General features: G+C 55.8%; 18 protein-coding genes. 7 read left to right on the top strand and 11 right to left on the bottom strand.

Annotated features, from left to right (window positions below):
* Positions 1 to 230 precede the first annotated feature (230 nt).
* Both ackA and pta read left to right on the top strand, forming a co-directional pair.
* Positions 231 to 1,433 (top strand): acetate kinase, encoded by a 1,203-nt coding sequence (ackA, locus tag SK53_RS01185; RefSeq protein WP_015572267.1) that lies wholly within the window; start codon positions 231 to 233, stop codon positions 1,431 to 1,433.
* 75 nt (positions 1,434 to 1,508) lie between these two features.
* On the top strand, positions 1,509 to 3,650 hold the full coding sequence (gene pta, locus SK53_RS01180) for a phosphate acetyltransferase (RefSeq protein ID WP_022651538.1): 2,142 nt from the start codon (positions 1,509 to 1,511) through the stop codon (positions 3,648 to 3,650).
* Between the two features lie 107 nt (positions 3,651 to 3,757).
* On the opposite strand, the gene SK53_RS01175 is transcribed toward pta, so the two are convergent.
* The 5 genes from SK53_RS01175 to SK53_RS01155 form a co-directional block, all read right to left on the bottom strand.
* The gene (locus SK53_RS01175) at positions 3,758 to 4,711 is read right to left on the bottom strand and encodes a transketolase family protein (protein WP_003861452.1); all 954 of its coding nucleotides are present in this window, start codon (positions 4,709 to 4,711) and stop codon (positions 3,758 to 3,760) included.
* Positions 4,704 to 5,534, bottom strand: coding sequence for a transketolase (locus SK53_RS01170; RefSeq protein ID WP_022651539.1), 831 nt, complete (start codon positions 5,532 to 5,534; stop codon positions 4,704 to 4,706). Before SK53_RS01170 ends, SK53_RS01175 begins: the two co-directional genes overlap by 8 nt.
* Complete coding sequence (locus SK53_RS01165; RefSeq protein ID WP_022651540.1) at positions 5,531 to 6,922, bottom strand: PTS ascorbate transporter subunit IIC; 1,392 nt, start codon at positions 6,920 to 6,922, stop codon at positions 5,531 to 5,533. The genes SK53_RS01170 and SK53_RS01165 overlap by 4 nt, the downstream gene beginning before the upstream one ends.
* 21 nt (positions 6,923 to 6,943) lie before the next feature.
* The gene (locus SK53_RS01160) at positions 6,944 to 7,216 is read right to left on the bottom strand and encodes a PTS sugar transporter subunit IIB (RefSeq protein WP_003861447.1); all 273 of its coding nucleotides are present in this window, start codon (positions 7,214 to 7,216) and stop codon (positions 6,944 to 6,946) included.
* Positions 7,217 to 7,295: 79 nt separating this feature from the next.
* Positions 7,296 to 7,739 (bottom strand): PTS sugar transporter subunit IIA, encoded by a 444-nt coding sequence (locus SK53_RS01155; protein ID WP_022651541.1) that lies wholly within the window; start codon positions 7,737 to 7,739, stop codon positions 7,296 to 7,298.
* Between the two features lie 236 nt (positions 7,740 to 7,975).
* Between SK53_RS01155 and SK53_RS01150 the strand changes: the two genes are divergently transcribed.
* A complete protein-coding gene (locus tag SK53_RS01150; protein WP_003861441.1) occupies positions 7,976 to 8,995 on the top strand; it encodes a LacI family DNA-binding transcriptional regulator in 1,020 nt (339 codons plus the stop codon).
* A 3-nt stretch (positions 8,996 to 8,998) separates the two neighbouring features.
* Here the strand turns inward: SK53_RS01150 and yfcD are convergent, their stop codons facing one another.
* The 3 genes from yfcD to yfcF are packed head-to-tail and all read right to left on the bottom strand — an operon-like array spanning position 8,999 to position 10,873.
* A complete protein-coding gene (gene yfcD / locus SK53_RS01145; RefSeq protein ID WP_003861439.1) occupies positions 8,999 to 9,565 on the bottom strand; it encodes an NUDIX hydrolase YfcD in 567 nt (188 codons plus the stop codon).
* A 55-nt stretch (positions 9,566 to 9,620) separates the two neighbouring features.
* A complete protein-coding gene (gene yfcE, locus SK53_RS01140) occupies positions 9,621 to 10,172 on the bottom strand; it encodes a phosphodiesterase (protein WP_017692997.1) in 552 nt (183 codons plus the stop codon).
* Between the two features lie 56 nt (positions 10,173 to 10,228).
* On the bottom strand, positions 10,229 to 10,873 hold the full coding sequence (gene yfcF / locus SK53_RS01135; RefSeq protein ID WP_003861435.1) for a glutathione transferase: 645 nt from the start codon (positions 10,871 to 10,873) through the stop codon (positions 10,229 to 10,231).
* Positions 10,874 to 11,013: 140 nt separating this feature from the next.
* Here yfcF and yfcG point away from each other — a divergent pair, with 140 nt between their 5' ends.
* The 4 genes from yfcG to SK53_RS01115 all read left to right on the top strand — a co-directional run bounded on the left by yfcG (position 11,014) and on the right by SK53_RS01115 (position 13,539).
* On the top strand, positions 11,014 to 11,643 hold the full coding sequence (yfcG, locus tag SK53_RS01130) for a GSH-dependent disulfide bond oxidoreductase (protein WP_003861434.1): 630 nt from the start codon (positions 11,014 to 11,016) through the stop codon (positions 11,641 to 11,643).
* Between the two features lie 75 nt (positions 11,644 to 11,718).
* On the top strand, positions 11,719 to 12,087 hold the full coding sequence (gene folX, locus SK53_RS01125; protein WP_003861432.1) for a dihydroneopterin triphosphate 2'-epimerase: 369 nt from the start codon (positions 11,719 to 11,721) through the stop codon (positions 12,085 to 12,087).
* Positions 12,088 to 12,100: 13 nt separating this feature from the next.
* Positions 12,101 to 12,994: a TIGR01777 family oxidoreductase gene (locus SK53_RS01120; protein WP_003861430.1), complete on the top strand. Its 894-nt coding sequence runs from the start codon at positions 12,101 to 12,103 to the stop codon at positions 12,992 to 12,994.
* 44 nt (positions 12,995 to 13,038) lie between these two features.
* The gene (locus SK53_RS01115) at positions 13,039 to 13,539 is read left to right on the top strand and encodes a GNAT family N-acetyltransferase (protein ID WP_048208302.1); all 501 of its coding nucleotides are present in this window, start codon (positions 13,039 to 13,041) and stop codon (positions 13,537 to 13,539) included.
* A 140-nt stretch (positions 13,540 to 13,679) separates the two neighbouring features.
* Here SK53_RS01115 and hisP read toward each other — a convergent pair whose 3' ends face one another.
* Genes hisP through SK53_RS01100 form a run of 3 tightly spaced genes read right to left on the bottom strand, consistent with a single transcriptional unit; the run spans position 13,680 to position 15,859 of the window.
* Positions 13,680 to 14,453, bottom strand: a complete 774-nt coding sequence (gene hisP, locus SK53_RS01110) for a histidine ABC transporter ATP-binding protein HisP (RefSeq protein WP_003861426.1) — start codon at positions 14,451 to 14,453, stop codon at positions 13,680 to 13,682.
* 9 nt (positions 14,454 to 14,462) lie between these two features.
* Positions 14,463 to 15,176 (bottom strand): ABC transporter permease, encoded by a 714-nt coding sequence (locus tag SK53_RS01105; protein ID WP_003861424.1) that lies wholly within the window; start codon positions 15,174 to 15,176, stop codon positions 14,463 to 14,465.
* Entirely contained in the window at positions 15,173 to 15,859 is a 687-nt protein-coding gene (locus tag SK53_RS01100) for a histidine ABC transporter permease HisQ (protein WP_015572256.1), read from the bottom strand. The genes SK53_RS01105 and SK53_RS01100 overlap by 4 nt, the downstream gene beginning before the upstream one ends.
* Positions 15,860 to 15,941: the final 82 nt, after the last annotated feature.

Below are 15,941 nucleotides of genomic sequence, written 5' to 3'. Positions count from 1 at the left end.
CTGTGCCAGCCTGATAGGGCCGTAGACGATAAGCGTTAACTCGTCAAATTATCGCATATTATGCCATTGTCTGAAAAATGTTCAAAATGGCTTAAAATCATAGGTATTTCTTTCATCCTGCCAGAATGTTCGTTTGGCATGATGTTAATCATAAATGTCTGGGTCAGCATGCGTTACGCTTTTAGACTCACTGACGTTTTTTTAGCCACGTATCAATAATAGGTACTTCCATGTCGAGTAAGTTAGTACTGGTTCTGAACTGCGGTAGCTCCTCACTGAAATTCGCCATCATCGATGCGCTCAACGGTGACGAGTACCTCTCTGGTTTGGCCGAATGTTTCCATCTGCCTGAAGCACGTATCAAGTGGAAGATGGACGGCAGCAAACAAGAAGCGGCTTTAGGTGCAGGCGCCGCTCACAGTGAAGCGCTGAACTTTATCGTTAACACTATTCTGGCACAAAAACCAGAACTGTCTGCTCAGCTGACCGCAATTGGTCACCGTATCGTCCACGGCGGCGAAAAATACACCAGTTCCGTGGTAATCGACGACTCCGTGATTCAGGGTATCAAAGACTCTGCGTCTTTCGCACCGCTGCATAACCCGGCTCACCTGATCGGTATCGCTGAAGCACTGAAATCCTTCCCGAGTCTGAAAGACAAAAACGTGGCCGTGTTTGATACTGCGTTCCATCAGACCATGCCGGAAGAGTCTTACCTCTATGCCCTGCCATACAGCCTGTACAAAGAGCACGGCGTCCGTCGTTACGGCGCTCACGGTACCAGCCACTTCTATGTGACTCAGGAAGCCGCAAAAGTGCTGAACAAGCCGGTTGAAGAAGTCAACATTATCACCTGCCACCTGGGCAACGGTGGTTCTGTTTCCGCTATCCGCAACGGTAAGTGTGTTGACACCTCTATGGGTCTGACCCCGCTGGAAGGTCTGGTGATGGGTACCCGTTCCGGTGATATCGACCCGGCGATCATCTTCCACCTGCACGACACCCTGGGCATGAGCGTTGACGACATCAACAAAATGCTGACCAAAGAGTCTGGCCTGCTGGGTCTGACCGAGGTCACCAGCGACTGCCGTTACGTTGAAGACAACTACGCAGAAAAAGCTGACGCTAAACGTGCAATGGACGTTTATTGCCACCGCCTGGCGAAGTACATCGGTTCTTACACCGCGCTGATGGAAGGCCGTCTGGATGCTGTTATCTTCACCGGTGGTATCGGTGAGAACGCGGCAATGGTACGTGAACTGTCCCTGGGCAAACTGGGCGTTCTGGGCTTCGAAGTTGATCATGAGCGTAACCTGGCTGCCCGCTTCGGCAAGTCTGGCTTCATCAACAAAGAAGGCACCCGCCCTGCTATCGTTATTCCAACTAACGAAGAGCTGGTCATCGCGCAAGACGCACACCGCCTGACTGCCTGATTCCACACCGCCAGCAATGCTGGCGGTGCTGTTTTGTAACCCGCCCAACGCGGCGGTAACGAAAGAGGATAAACCGTGTCCCGTACTATTATGCTGATCCCTACCGGAACCAGCGTCGGCCTGACCAGCGTCAGCCTCGGCGTGATCCGCGCTATGGAACGCAAAGGCGTTCGTCTGAGCGTCTTTAAGCCTATCGCCCAGCCACGTGCCGGTGGCGATGCGCCAGACCAGACCACCACCATCGTTCGCAAGAACTCCAATCTGCCAGCGGCTGAACCGTTGAAGATGAGCCACGTTGAATCTCTGCTCTCCAGCAACCAGAAAGACGTGCTGATGGAAGAGATCATTGCCAACTACCACGCAAACGCGCAGGATGCGGAAGTGGTGCTGGTTGAAGGCCTGGTCCCGACCCGTAAACACCAGTTTGCCCAGTCTCTGAACTTTGAAATCGCGAAAACCCTGAACGCAGAGATCGTTTTTGTGATGTCTCAGGGCACGGATACCCCAGAGCAGCTGAAAGAGCGTATCGAACTGACGCGCAGCAGCTTCGGCGGTGCGAAAAACACCAGCATCACCGGCGTGATTGTTAACAAGCTGAACGCGCCAGTAGATGAGCAGGGCCGTACGCGTCCTGACCTGTCCGAAATTTTTGACGACTCCTCCAAAGCGAAAGTCATCAAAGTTGACCCGGCTAAGTTGCAGGATTCCAGCCCGCTGCCTGTTCTGGGCGCGGTGCCATGGAGCTTCGATCTGATTGCCACCCGTGCAATCGATATGGCGCGTCACCTGAACGCCACCGTGATCAACGAAGGCGATATCAACACCCGCCGCGTGAAGTCCGTAACCTTCTGCGCACGTAGCATTCCACACATGCTGGAACACTTCCGCGCAGGTTCACTGCTGGTGACCTCTGCTGACCGTCCAGACGTGCTGGTTGCAGCGTGCCTGGCTGCAATGAACGGCGTGGAAATCGGTGCAATTCTGCTGACCGGCGGCTATGAAATGGACGCGCGTATCAGCAAGCTGTGCGAGCGTGCGTTCGCCACTGGCCTGCCAGTCTTCATGGTGAACACCAACACCTGGCAGACCTCCCTGAGCCTGCAAAGCTTCAACCTCGAAGTGCCGGTTGATGACCACGAGCGTATCGAGAAAGTTCAGGAATACGTTGCGGGCTACATCAATGCGGACTGGATCGAATCCCTGACGGCGACCTCCGAGCGCAGCCGTCGTCTGTCTCCTCCAGCCTTCCGTTACCAGCTGACCGAGCTGGCGCGTAAAGCGGGCAAACGCGTGGTTCTGCCAGAAGGCGACGAACCACGTACCGTTAAAGCGGCAGCCATCTGTGCAGAACGCGGTATCGCGACCTGTGTGCTGCTGGGTAACCCGGATGAGATCAACCGCGTTGCGGCGTCTCAGGGCGTTGAGCTGGGCGCTGGCATTGAGATCGTTGACCCGGAAGTGGTTCGCGAAAGCTACGTTGCTCGCCTGGTTGAACTGCGTAAGAACAAGGGCATGACCGAAGCCGTTGCGCGCGAGCAGCTGGAAGACAACGTCGTGCTGGGTACGCTGATGCTGGAGCAGGACGAAGTTGACGGTCTGGTTTCCGGTGCGGTTCACACCACCGCGAACACCATCCGTCCACCGTTGCAGTTGATCAAAACCGCACCGGGCAGCTCTCTGGTCTCCTCCGTGTTCTTCATGCTGCTGCCTGAACAGGTTTATGTTTACGGCGACTGCGCGATCAACCCGGATCCAACCGCAGAGCAGCTGGCAGAAATCGCTATCCAGTCTGCGGACTCCGCGATTGCCTTCGGTATCGAACCGCGCGTCGCGATGCTCTCATACTCCACCGGTACCTCTGGTGCAGGCAGTGACGTAGAGAAAGTCCGTGAAGCGACCCGCATTGCGCAGGAAAAACGTCCGGATCTGATGATCGACGGCCCGCTCCAGTACGATGCCGCGGTAATGGCTGACGTGGCGAAATCCAAAGCGCCAAACTCGCCGGTTGCAGGTCGTGCTACCGTGTTCATCTTCCCGGATCTGAACACCGGTAACACCACCTATAAAGCGGTACAGCGTTCAGCAGACCTGATCTCCATCGGGCCAATGCTGCAAGGCATGCGCAAACCTGTGAACGACCTGTCCCGTGGTGCGCTGGTTGACGATATCGTCTACACCATCGCGCTGACGGCGATCCAGTCTTCGCAGCAGCAGTAATGTTTTGCCGGATGGCGCTTCGCTTATCCGGCCTACAGGACCGTAGGCCCGGTAAGCGCCAGCGCCACCGGGCAACAAAAAGGCGACCACACGGTCGCCTTTTTTTATTACAACAGCTCCCGCGCCGCCGACACAATGTCATGTGCCGTCAGGCCATACTCCTTTTGCAAGAAGTCCTGCGTGCCCACCTGACCATATCGTTCCTTCACCCCCACCCGACGCAGGGGCACCGGACAGGTTTCCACCAGCACTTCCGCCACCGCCGACCCCAGCCCGTTGTGAATGCTGTGGTTTTCGCAGGTCACAATACGCCCGGTTTTCTCGGCATAGTTTTTCACCAGCATCCGATCGATAGGCTTCAGGGTAAACATGTCGATGACCGCTGCGCTTACCCCCTCCTGCTCCAGCTGGCGCGCCGCCTCCAGCGCTTCCGCCACCATAATGCCGTTAGCAATCAAGGTAATATCGGTTCCCTCGCGCAGCACGTTGCCCTTGCCGATGGTGAAGGTTGACCCCGGGGCATACACGCTCGGGGCCTGTTTACGGATGGTCCTCACCCAGTAGAAGCCTTCCAGGTCGATAAGCTGACGCAGCACATCTTCGAACATCACCGCATCGGTCACCTCCAGCACCACTGAATGCGCCAGACCGCGCACGATGCCCATGTCCTCGAACGACATATGCGTCCCGCCGTTGTGGCAGGCCGTCACGCCCGCATCCGAGGCAATCACCTTCACGTTATTGCGCTGGTAGTCCAGGGACATAAACAGCTGGTCGAAGCAGCGACGGCTGGCAAAGGCGGTAAAGGTATGGACGAACGGCTTACGTCCGGTGAGCGACAGCCCGGCGGCCGTCCCAATCACGTTAGCCTCCATAATGCCGCAGTTGATGACGTGCTGTGGATAATCACGCGCTACGCCGTCCATCGCCATCGAACTCATCAGATCCGCTTCGAGCGCAATAATCTCGCTCCCGGCCTCAATCTGTTTTGCCACAAAACCCGCGTAGACCTTACGCATCTCAACGGCATCTTTCTGTCCTGTCGGTGCAACCTTAATCATGTGAAGCCTCCAGTTGGCGAATCGTCTCGTTGAGCGCCGCTTTGCTCTCCTCAGTTAATCGCAGGTGATGCGAGTTGCTGAGCTGTTCCAGGTATGGCACCCCCTGCCCTTTGATGCTGTCGAGGATCACCACCCGCGGACGCGCATCGGCCGCAGGGATCGGCGCGGTCACCTCCAGCAGCGCCGGAATGTCATCCCCTTTCACCGTTACCACGTCAAAACCAAAGGCGCGGAATTTGCCTTCCAGGTCGAAGGCGCTGATGATTTCGTCCAGCTCGCCGTCGAGCTGCTGTTTGTTCCAGTCCACGAATACCGTCAGGTTGTTCAGTCGATGGTGAGCAATAAACTGGAAGGCTTCCCAGCACTGTCCTTCGTTCAGCTCCCCGTCACCGACGATGCAGAACACCCGGTTTGGCCTTCCTGCCAGCTTGTGCGACAGCGCCATGCCGCCAGCAATGGAGATCCCCTGCCCCAGTGATCCGGTGGTGGCATCCACGCCGCGTGTTTTCAGGCGATCCGGGTGACTTGGCAGACGCGTCCCGTTCTGGTTCAGCGTGCTCAGCTCGTCAATCGGGAAGTAGCCCTTAATCGCCAGCGTACTGTACAGCGCCGGGCCCGCATGGCCTTTCGACAGCACAAAGTAATCGCGCTCTGGCCAGTCCGGATCGGCCGGGTCAATTTTCATCACCGCGCCGTACAGCACCGCCAGCGTTTCAACGACTGACATGCTGCCGCCGTAGTGCCCAAAACCCAGCTGCGTAAGGGATTTCAGCGTCTCAAGGCGAATCTGACGCGCCAGTTCGGTTATTTCATTCTCATTCATGATTTGGCTCCGGGGTTTTCCTGCGCGTTACCGCTGGCAGGTTTGTTTTTAGCGAAGACGTTGTAGGCCACCAGCAGCGCGAACAACACAACAACCAGTCCGGTGATGGCAAACGGCGACAGGAAGCGCGCCAGGTTGCCCAGCACAATCCCGACCGCACCAAAATCAGCGTCCGAGAAGGTCGTATTCGCAAAGCCAATTGCGCCCAGAACAGGCAGCAGCAGGACCGGGAGGAAGGTGATCAGCAGGCCGTTAGCAAAGGCGCCAATCATTGCCCCGCGGCGTCCACCGGTGGCGTTACCAAACACGCCCGCCGTTGCACCGGTGAAGAAATGCGGCACGACGCCCGGCAGGATCAGCACCCAGCTAAACTGACCGCAGATGAACAAGCCCACAATCCCGCCGAGGAAACTAAACAGGAAGCCAATCAGCACCGCGTTTGGCGCATACGGGTAGACTACCGGACAGTCCAGCGCAGGCCGCGCATTGGGCACCAGTTTTTCCGAGAAGCCAGTAAAGGCCGGGACGATTTCCGCCAGAATCAGGCGCACGCCCTGCAAGATGATGAACACGCCTGCCGCGAAGGTGATGGCCATAATGATGGCGTACACCAGGTAGTTCTGGCCGCCGCTGAAGGTGGCCTCCACGTACTCACGTCCGGCGCTCACCGCCATGATCAGGTAGATAATCATCATGGTCAGGGAGATGGAGATTGAACTGTCACGCAGGAAGCTAAGGTTCTTCGGCAGGTTCATCTCTTCGGTGGAGCGCGAACCTTTACCGACCTTGCTGCCAATCCAGCCGGACAGCACGTAGCCCAGCGTGCCGAAATGACCGAAGGCGATCTCATCGTTGCCGGTAATACGCTTCATATAGCGCTGCGCAATCGCCGGGAAGAAGGCCATAATCAGGCCGAGGATCAACGAGCCGGTAAAGACCAGCCCGACCCCCTCGAAGCCTGCAACCGTCAGGATCACGCCAATCATGCATGCCATGTAGAAGGTGTGATGCCCGGTGAGGAAGATGTATTTCAGGCGGGTAAAGCGCGCAACAATAATATTCGCCACCATCCCGAAGGCCATAATGAGCGCGGTGGAAGCGCCATATTTTTCCAGGGCAATCGACACAATAGCTTCATTGTTGGGAATAATGCCCTGAATATTAAAGGCGTGCTCAAACATACCGCCGAGCGGATTTAATGAGCCCACCAGCACGGTTGCGCCGCCGCCCAGTACAATAAAGCCGAGAATGGTTTTAATTGTGCCTTTTACCACATCCGAAAAGGCTTTTTTCTGCGCCACAAGACCAATCAGGGCAATTAAACCGACCAGCACTGAAGGGACTTTTAAAATATCAACAACGAAGTTCAGCGTTTCAAGGATAAACATATCCACCTCGCCTTATCAGGATTATTGTCTTTCGAACCAGGCGCGCAGCTGCGCTTCGAGTTCGTTAATATCGATGATATTGTTGATCACCACCAGCTGGCTTTCCGGCACGCTGGCGCTGGCGGCAATGTCTTTCGCCATTACAAACAGGTCCGCCGCGCCCGGCGTAGCCGAGGAGAGATCGGAGTGTTCAACCTCGGCCTCAATTTCCAGTTTTTTGAGCACCTTTTTAATATTCATTTCGACCATAAAACTGCTGCCCAGGCCGGAGCCGCAAATAGCCATGATTTTCATTGTTATCCCCTTTTTTGAGTAGAGTACGCCCCATCACGCTGATGCGTAATGTTGAGATGAATCGGGTTAAATAATTAAATCAGAAGCGATCGATGATGGTTTTTATCTCCTCCAGCGTATTCGCCCGATGTAATTCAGCCATATCTTCGTCGCTGGAAAATAATTCCGCTAAGGCTGAGATCATTTCGATATGGCTATGCTTGTCCGGCGCCGCCAGCATCACAATCACATCGACGGGGTCAAACTCACCGGCACCAAAAGAGACACCCTGTTTCAGTTTTAATAATGACAGGCCAAGTCCTTTCGCCCCTTCTTCCGGTCGCGCATGGGGCATTGCCAGCCCTGGAGCCAGCACATAGTAGGGACCTAACGTGTGATGCTGCTCGATGATAGCCGTGACATATTCCGGCGCAATGACCTGCAAATCCAGCAGCGGTTTCGCGCACAGTTCCAGCGCCTGGGGCCAGCTTTCAACGCTATCCTGTAGGATGATGGTTGTATCATATATCCACTTTTTGAGCATTTTTCACTCCCGCTAAAGACAAGACATGGGCAAACTCTATTCAACCCATCAATTAATGACTGCGATCGCGATCACAAAGATAGCGCTACCAACAACTAACATGCAGAACTGTGATAGCGCTATCAATTTACTATCATGGTGCGAAATCACAGCAAAAAAAGGGATTTAAGGCGTATACTGCCTGTCACGTAAAATGAAGGATGAAACTGAATCGCGTCCTGTCAGCAGGAAGATGTATGTCTTTAACCCGAAAACGGCGCAGTACCGGAAAAGTAACGCTCGCGGATGTCGCGCAGCTTGCCGGCGTCGGCACGATGACTGTTTCCCGTGCCCTCCGCACGCCCGAACAGGTTTCCGATAAACTGCGTGAAAAAATTGAAGCCGCGGTGCAGGAGCTGGGATACATGCCCAATCTTGCCGCCAGCGCACTGGCATCGGCATCGTCATGGACGATTGCGATGGTTGTACCCAATCTTTCCGAAGCTGGCTGTTCCGAGATGTTCGCCGGGCTACAGCAGGTGCTCCAGCCAGCCGGATATCAGATCATGCTGGCGGAATCTCAGCATCGTCTTGAACAGGAAGAGAAACTGCTTGAAACGCTGTTGGCCTCGAACATCGCCGCGGCGATACTGCTCAGCGTCGAGCACTCCGATACCGTGCGACACTGGCTAAAAAACGCCTCTATCCCGGTGATGGAAATGGGTGCAATGCGTGCCGATCCGATTGATATGAATATCGGGATTGATAACGTCGCCGCCATGTATGAACTTACCGAGATGGTGATTCAGCGCGGCTACCAGAATATCGGCCTGCTGTGCGCTAACCAGGAACAGTGGATTTTTCAGCAGCATTTGCAGGGCTGGTACAAGGCGATGCTGCGCCACCACCTGGCGCCGAACAGAGTGATTAATGCCGCCATGCCGCCGAACTTCTCCACCGGCGCGGCACAATTGCCAGAGTTCCTGCTGGCGTGGCCGGAGCTGGATGCGCTGGTGTGCGTATCAGATGAACTGGCCTGCGGCGCGCTATATGAGTGCCAGCGTCGGCGCATCAAGGTGCCGGACGATTTAGCGGTCGTAGGTTTTGGCGACAGCGACGTCAGCCGCGTCTGTCAGCCGCCGCTGACGACGATGGCAGTACCGCATCGCAAGATTGGGATTGAAGCCGGGAAAGCGTTACTGGAACGTCTTAATGACGGAGACTGGCGCGACCATAAACCCATCGCGTCCAGCCTGTGTCTGCGGGAAAGCTGTTAAGGCTTACTCAGCCTCTTCCTCTTTTTCCGCCTTATTTTCCGGTTTAGCGGATTCGTTTTTGGCGTTGCGGGTCATCCACAGCGCCAGTGCTTTAAGGGAATCCGGAGTGAATTCGTCGCAACGCGCGGTGATCTCTTCCGGCGTCATCCAGCTGACTTCGCTCACTTCCTCTTCCTGCAAGGCGAACGGACCGTGGGAAACGCAGCTAAACAGCCCGCCCCAGACGCGGCAATGCTCATCTTCGAAATAAAACTGCCCGTGCTCGGCAAACGGCACGCCAGCGATACCTAACTCTTCTTCCGCTTCACGACGCGCGGAATCCAGCAGCACTTCATCGGCCTGCACGACGCCACCCGCTGTGGCATCCAGCATACCAGGAAGAAAATCTTTGGTGTCGGTGCGACGCTGGACCAGAATCTTGCCCATGCCGTCATGAACAACGATGTACGTCGCGCGGTGACGCAGACGCTCCGCACGCATTTGTTCGCGGCTGGCCTGCGCGATCACTTCATTTTCTTCGCTGACAATGTCAACCCATTCAGTACTTGCCAAATGATTCTGCTCCACCATCGGGAAACCTTCTCGTCTAAGCGCTCTTTCGGCGCGTTTGCAGTTGTGGTGTAACTTACGGATTAATCGCTATCTGCGCAATAACTTGCTGATCATTAAGTGCGATAACGCTTAATGTCCCGTCTTCATACATGCCGTAGCTTGCCGGGTTGCCGCCTTTAGGAATGCTGACAGACCCGGGGTTAAAGTGATAAAACGCCCCGCGCTTTTCCGCCACCGGAATATGAGTATGACCATAAACCAGGACATCGCCAGCGGCGAGTGACGGCAGGTTATCCGGGCCGAACAGGTGCCCGTGGGTCAGGAACAAACGGCTGTTTTCCATCAACACCTGTTGCCAGGGAGCGGTAATGGGAAAATGCAGCAGCATCTGGTCAACTTCACTGTCACAGTTGCCGCGAACGGCGATAATGCGCGAGGCAAAATGATTAAGTTTTTCCGCCACCTGCGCGGGAGCATAGCCTTCCGGCAACGCATTGCGTGGGCCGTGGTTTAACACATCGCCCAGGATCACCAGCCACTGCGCCCCGCTTTGGGCGAACAGAGAAAGCACGCGTTCGGTCGCGGGCAGCGATCCATGAATATCCGACGCAAACATCAGTTTCATCAGTTACTCCTCGGGAATACAGACTGCCCCTATCATACCTCAAGCGTCCCGTCTTATCAGCCCGCGCGCTTAGCAGAGAGTGCCAGATAGCGCTGTACCGACGCGCGTTGCCACTGGAATGTGGCGTAATCCACCAGCAGCTGCGGGACGTCATCGCCGTTGAGGATCAGGCGATTGAGCATCAGCGCCAGATCGGTGTCGGCAATACACCACTCGCCAAACAGGTTGGGGTTACCCTGCGCCAGCAGCGATGACGCAGTTTCGATCAGCTTCCGGGCGCTGGATAAGCCTTCCTCACTGAGGGCGGGCTTTTTGACGCCAGCGAACACCACGTCCGTAGAGCGTTCTGTGCGAATCGGCACCAGGTCGCTACGCAGCCACGCCTGGATCTGGCGGGCGCGGGCGCGCTTTTGCAGATCGTGAGGATAGATGCGTTCCCACTCAGGCGGGGCAAAGCGGTCCTCAAGGTACTCGTCAATCGCCGAAGATTCACTCAACTCAAAACCGTCGATCTCCAGCACAGGGACTCGGCGAGTGAGCGCGTAGCCCTGCCACTGAGGCTTCAGGTGTTCGCCGCTGTCCAGGTCAACGGTTTTCAGAGTAAAAGTAAGCCCCTTTTCTGCCAGCGCCACATAAACGCTCATGACATAAGGAGAAAAAAAGTTCGCATCGGACCACAACGTTATTACAGGCTGGCTCATAACATCCTCTTCGGCTGATCGGTTTTCACTCAACATATAATCTCTTTGCCTCGCTGTCACTTGATGAAAACTCACGATTTACAACAAGCACCTATACTGATTTTTCATGGCAACACTATTCGCACTGACAGGAGTTGAGAATGATAGATCTCTATTATGCCCCCACCCCTAATGGCCATAAGATCACACTCTTTCTTGAAGAAGCCGAAGTGGACTACCGGATCATTCGCGTGGATATCAGTAAAGGCGACCAGTTCCGCCCCGTTTTTCTGGCCATCTCGCCCAACAATAAAATTCCGGCCATCATTGATAACCTGCCCTCTGACGGCGGCAAACCGTTAAGCCTGTTTGAGTCCGGAGAGATTTTGCTCTATCTGGCAGAGAAAACCGGCAAGCTCCTGAGCGGTGAGTTGCGCGAGCGTCATCACACGCTGCAATGGTTATTCTGGCAGTCGAGCGGCCTCGGGCCGATGCTGGGGCAGAATCACCACTTTACGGCCTATGCGCCGCAGACGATCCCTTACGCCATTGAGCGATATCAGGTCGAAACCCAGCGCCTGTACGGGGTACTGAACCGTCGGCTGGAAAAATCACCGTGGCTGGGAGGTGAGCATTACAGCATCGCAGATATCGCCTGCTGGCCGTGGATCAACACCCATGAACGCCACCGGATCGACCTGGCCACTTATCCGGCGGTGAACAACTGGTTTGAGCGCATCCGGACCCGCCCGGCCACCGAACGCGCCATGCAAAAAATCCATCAGATTTGATCCTGCGCCCCGTTGGGTGCAGGTGTTCTCCTCATGTATGATGAGGTGAAAATACTGACACGGAGAAGACCTGCAATGTCCCAGCATGACGCTATTATTCGTATAAAAAACTTACGCTTACGCACGTTCATTGGTATCAAAGAGGAGGAGATCGCGAATCGCCAGGATATCGTGGTGAATGTGGTGATCCACTACCCGGCAGACAAGGCGCGCGCCAGCGAAGACATCAATGACGCGTTGAACTATCGCACGATCACCAAAAGCATCATCCAGTACGTAGAGAACAACCGTTTTGCGCTACTGGAAAAATTAACTCAGGATGTGCTCGACATCGCACGCGAACACCACTGGGTCACTTATGCTGAAGTGGAGATCGATAAACTTCACGCACTGCGCTACGCCGACTCCGTCTCCATGACGTTAAGCTGGCAGCGCCAGGCGTAAACCTGGAGGTTGTATGAAGATCCTGCTCACCGGCGGTACGGGCCTGATTGGTCGCCATCTCATTCCACGTTTGCAGGCGTTGCATCACGACATTACCGTGGTCACGCGCAGCCCGGAGAAAGCGCGCCAGGTGCTGGGCACCGGCGTTGAGATCTGGAAAGGCCTGGCGGAAAGGCAGGATCTGAACGGCTTTGACGCCGTCATCAACCTTGCAGGCGAACCAATCGCCGATAAACGCTGGACCGAAGAGCAAAAACAGCGTTTATGCAGCAGTCGCTGGAATATGACCGAAAGGCTGGTTGAGCTGATTCGCAACAGCGAGACGCCGCCCTCGGTGCTGATTTCAGGCTCTGCTACAGGCTACTATGGCGATCTTGGTGAAGTGGTGGTGACCGAAGAAGAGCCGCCGCACAACGAGTTTACCCATAAACTCTGCGCCCAATGGGAGCGTATCGCCTGCGGGGCGCAGAGCGATAACACCCGCGTCTGCCTGCTGCGCACCGGCGTGGTGCTTGCTCCGAAAGGCGGTATTCTCGGTAAAATGTTGCCGCCGTTTAAAATGGGGCTTGGCGGGCCCATCGGAAACGGTCGTCAGTATCTGGCGTGGATCCATATCGACGATATGGTCAACGGTATTCTCTGGCTGCTGGATAACGACCTGCGTGGGCCGTTTAACATGGTCTCTCCGTATCCGGTACGTAATGAGCAATTTGCTCATGCCCTGGGTCATGCCCTGCATCGCCCGGCGGTGCTGCGCGTGCCTGCGACGGCGATTCGTCTGCTGATGGGTGAGTCTTCGGTGCTGGTACTGGGCGGGCAGCGCGCGCTGCCAAAACGGCTGGAAGCGGCCGGGTTTACGTTCCGCTGGTATGACCTGGAAGAGGCGCTGGGGGATGTGGTGCAGTGAATATGTTAGAGTTATACGCCATGTCTGGATGATATGGCGTAACTATGGCAACCATCACCACAACCCGGCTTAACCTCACCCCTTTCGAACCTTCTGACTGGGCATTCTTCCGCTCTCTGCGCGAAGACCCCGCCATCATGCGCTATATGGCCGCTATTACACCGGAAAAAGAGACGCGCCGCGTATTTGCCGCACGCCTGATGGCGGAGCATGTCTTTGTAATCCGTCTGCATAACGACGTTAAGCCGCTCGGGGATATCGGCCTGCAAATCAGTGCGGCGAACCGTGAAGAGGCGGATATTGGCTACACGGTTGTGCCTGCCGCGCAGGGAAAAGGCATTGCCAGCGAAGCGCTGCGCGCGGTGTGTGAGTATGCATTTAACCAGACGGGCGTGAAGGCGATAAACGCGTACGTGCTGGCGGATAACGTCGGGTCGGTGCGGGTCCTTGAGAAAGCGGGTTTTGTGCGCACGCAGGTGCTGGAGAAGGCGTACGAGATTAACGGCGTACGGTATGACGACTGGGTGTATCGGCTCAAGTGTTGAATGCCGGGCGGCACTGCGTTTGCCCGGCCTACGGTTTTTGTAGGCCCGGTAAGCGAAGCGCCACCGGGCAATTGGGCGGCTCTGCGGCCTGATGCCCCCACCCCGGCCCTCTCCCACAGGGAGAGGGAGAAAGGCCAAACCTACTTCAACGAGCCTTTCAGGAACTGCTGCAAACGCGGGCTTTGCGGGTTCGCCAGCACTTCGTCCGGATGCCCCTGCTCTTCTATCTTGCCCTGATGCAGGAAGATAACGTGGTTAGAAACGTTACGGGCGAAGCCCATCTCGTGCGTCACCACCACCATCGTTTTGCCCTCTTCCGCCAGCTTCTGCATGATGCGCAGCACTTCGCCAACGAGTTCAGGATCCAGCGCGGAAGTCGGTTCGTCAAACAGCAACACTTCCGGCTCCATCGCCAGCGCACGGGCGATAGAAACACGCTGCTGCTGCCCCCCTGACAGGTGCACCGGATATTTGATCTGCTGCCGCTCGTCGATACCCACTTTCGCCAGGTATTTGACCGCACGCTCGCGGGCTTCCTGCTTGCTTAAGCCGAGCACCTGAACCGGCGCTTCCATCACGTTCTCCAGCACCGTCATGTGGCTCCAGAGGTTGAAGTGCTGGAACACCATCGTCAGGCGTGTACGCAGCAGGCGCAGCTGGTTTTTATCCGCCACTTTAAGCTGGCCGTCTTTATCACGGACCATGTTGATGTTCTGTCCGCTCACCACAATCGACCCTTCGCTCGGCTTTTCGAGGAAGTTGATGCAGCGCAGGAAGGTACTTTTACCCGAACCTGATGAGCCGATAATACTGATCACGTCGCCCGCGTTAGCCTCCAGCGACACCCCTTTCAGCACTTCATGTTCGCCGTAGCGCTTGTGCAAATCAATTACGTTTAATTTGTTCTCAGCCATCATAAATTCTCAGTGCGTCGACGGTTTTATATGCTGCAACCAGCGTTTTTCAGCCTTACGGAACAGGCTGATCAGGACGTAAGAAATGATCAAATAGAGCACTGCTGCAATGCCAAACGCCGTAAACGGCTGGTAGGTGGCAGAGTTAATATCGCGGGCAATCTTTAACAGATCCGGTACCGTGGCGGTAAACGCCAGTGCCGTCGAATGCAGCATTAAAATCACTTCGTTGCTGTACGCCGGCAGCGCAATACGCAGCGCCGAAGGCAGAATAATACAGCGGTAGAGCTTCACGGACGAGAAGCCGTACGCGCGCGCCGCCTCGATCTCACCGTGCGGCACAGAACGGATGGCCCCGGCGAAGATCTCGGTGGTATAGGCGCAGGTATTGAGGGTCAGTGCCAGCACCGTACAGTTCAGACCGCTGCGGAAGAACGCGTTCAGCATCTCGGTGCCTTTCACGATCTCCAGCGTGTACATCCCGGAATAGAACACCAGCAGCTGTACGTACAGCGGCGTACCGCGAAACACGTAGGTGAACAGCCAGATAGGGAACTGAATAAATTTATTGTTCGACACGCGGCCAATGGCGAGAAACACCGCCAGAATGCCGCCCATTACCACCGAGGAGATCAGCAGCCACAGCGTGATCGCCACGCCAGTAAAGCGGTAGCCATCTGTCCAAAGCAGGGATTTCCAGTACTCCTGAATAATCTCAATCACAGGTCAGCCCTCTTCACACCCACGGAGTAGCGACGTTCGAGCAGAAGCAGCACACCATTGGAGACGGTCGTAAAGACCAGATAGATTACGCCGCAAACCACCGCAAAATAGAACGGTTCCCAGGTGCTTTTACCTGCCAGCTGCGTGGCCTTCACCACATCTTCCAGACCCAGCAGGGAGACCAGCGCCGTTGCCTTGAGAATAACCTGCCAGTTGTTCCCGATGCCCGGCAGCGCGTAGCGCATCATGGCCGGGAACATGATCCGGCGAAACGTTTGTGAGGAGGTAAAACCGTAGGCGGTCGCCGCTTCAATATGCCCTTTCGGCACGGCCATGTAAGCGCCGCGGAAAGTCTCAGTGAAATAGGCACCGTAGATAAAACCAAGGGTAATAATACCGGCCACCATCGGGTCGATATCGATCTGCTCCATGCCGATGGCATCCGTCACGCCGTTAAGTGCGATTTGCAGGCCGTAAAAGATCAGCAGCATCAGCACCAGGTCAGGCACGCCGCGAATCAGCGTGGTATAGCCTTCAAATATCAGCGCCAGCGGTCTGTTGGCGGATAATTTAGCCCCCGCGCCCGCCAGGCCTATCAGCACCGCCAGCACCACGGAGCTGATAGCCAGCTCAAGGGTGACAAGCGCGCCCTGTAAAATAACGCCAGAAAATCCGTACAGCATACCGCGTGCCCTGTCGTCTCGTGAGTGGTGGAACCGTGTCTTTTCCCCTCCCGGAACGGGAGGGGCCGCACGTTATCAGACG

It is taken from the genome of Enterobacter sp. MGH119 (assembly GCF_001037675.1).
GTDB classification, from domain to species: Bacteria; Pseudomonadota; Gammaproteobacteria; order Enterobacterales; family Enterobacteriaceae; genus Enterobacter; species Enterobacter hormaechei_C.
Note: the sequence above shows the minus strand (reverse complement) of the source record. Positions and strands in the feature narration are given on the sequence as shown.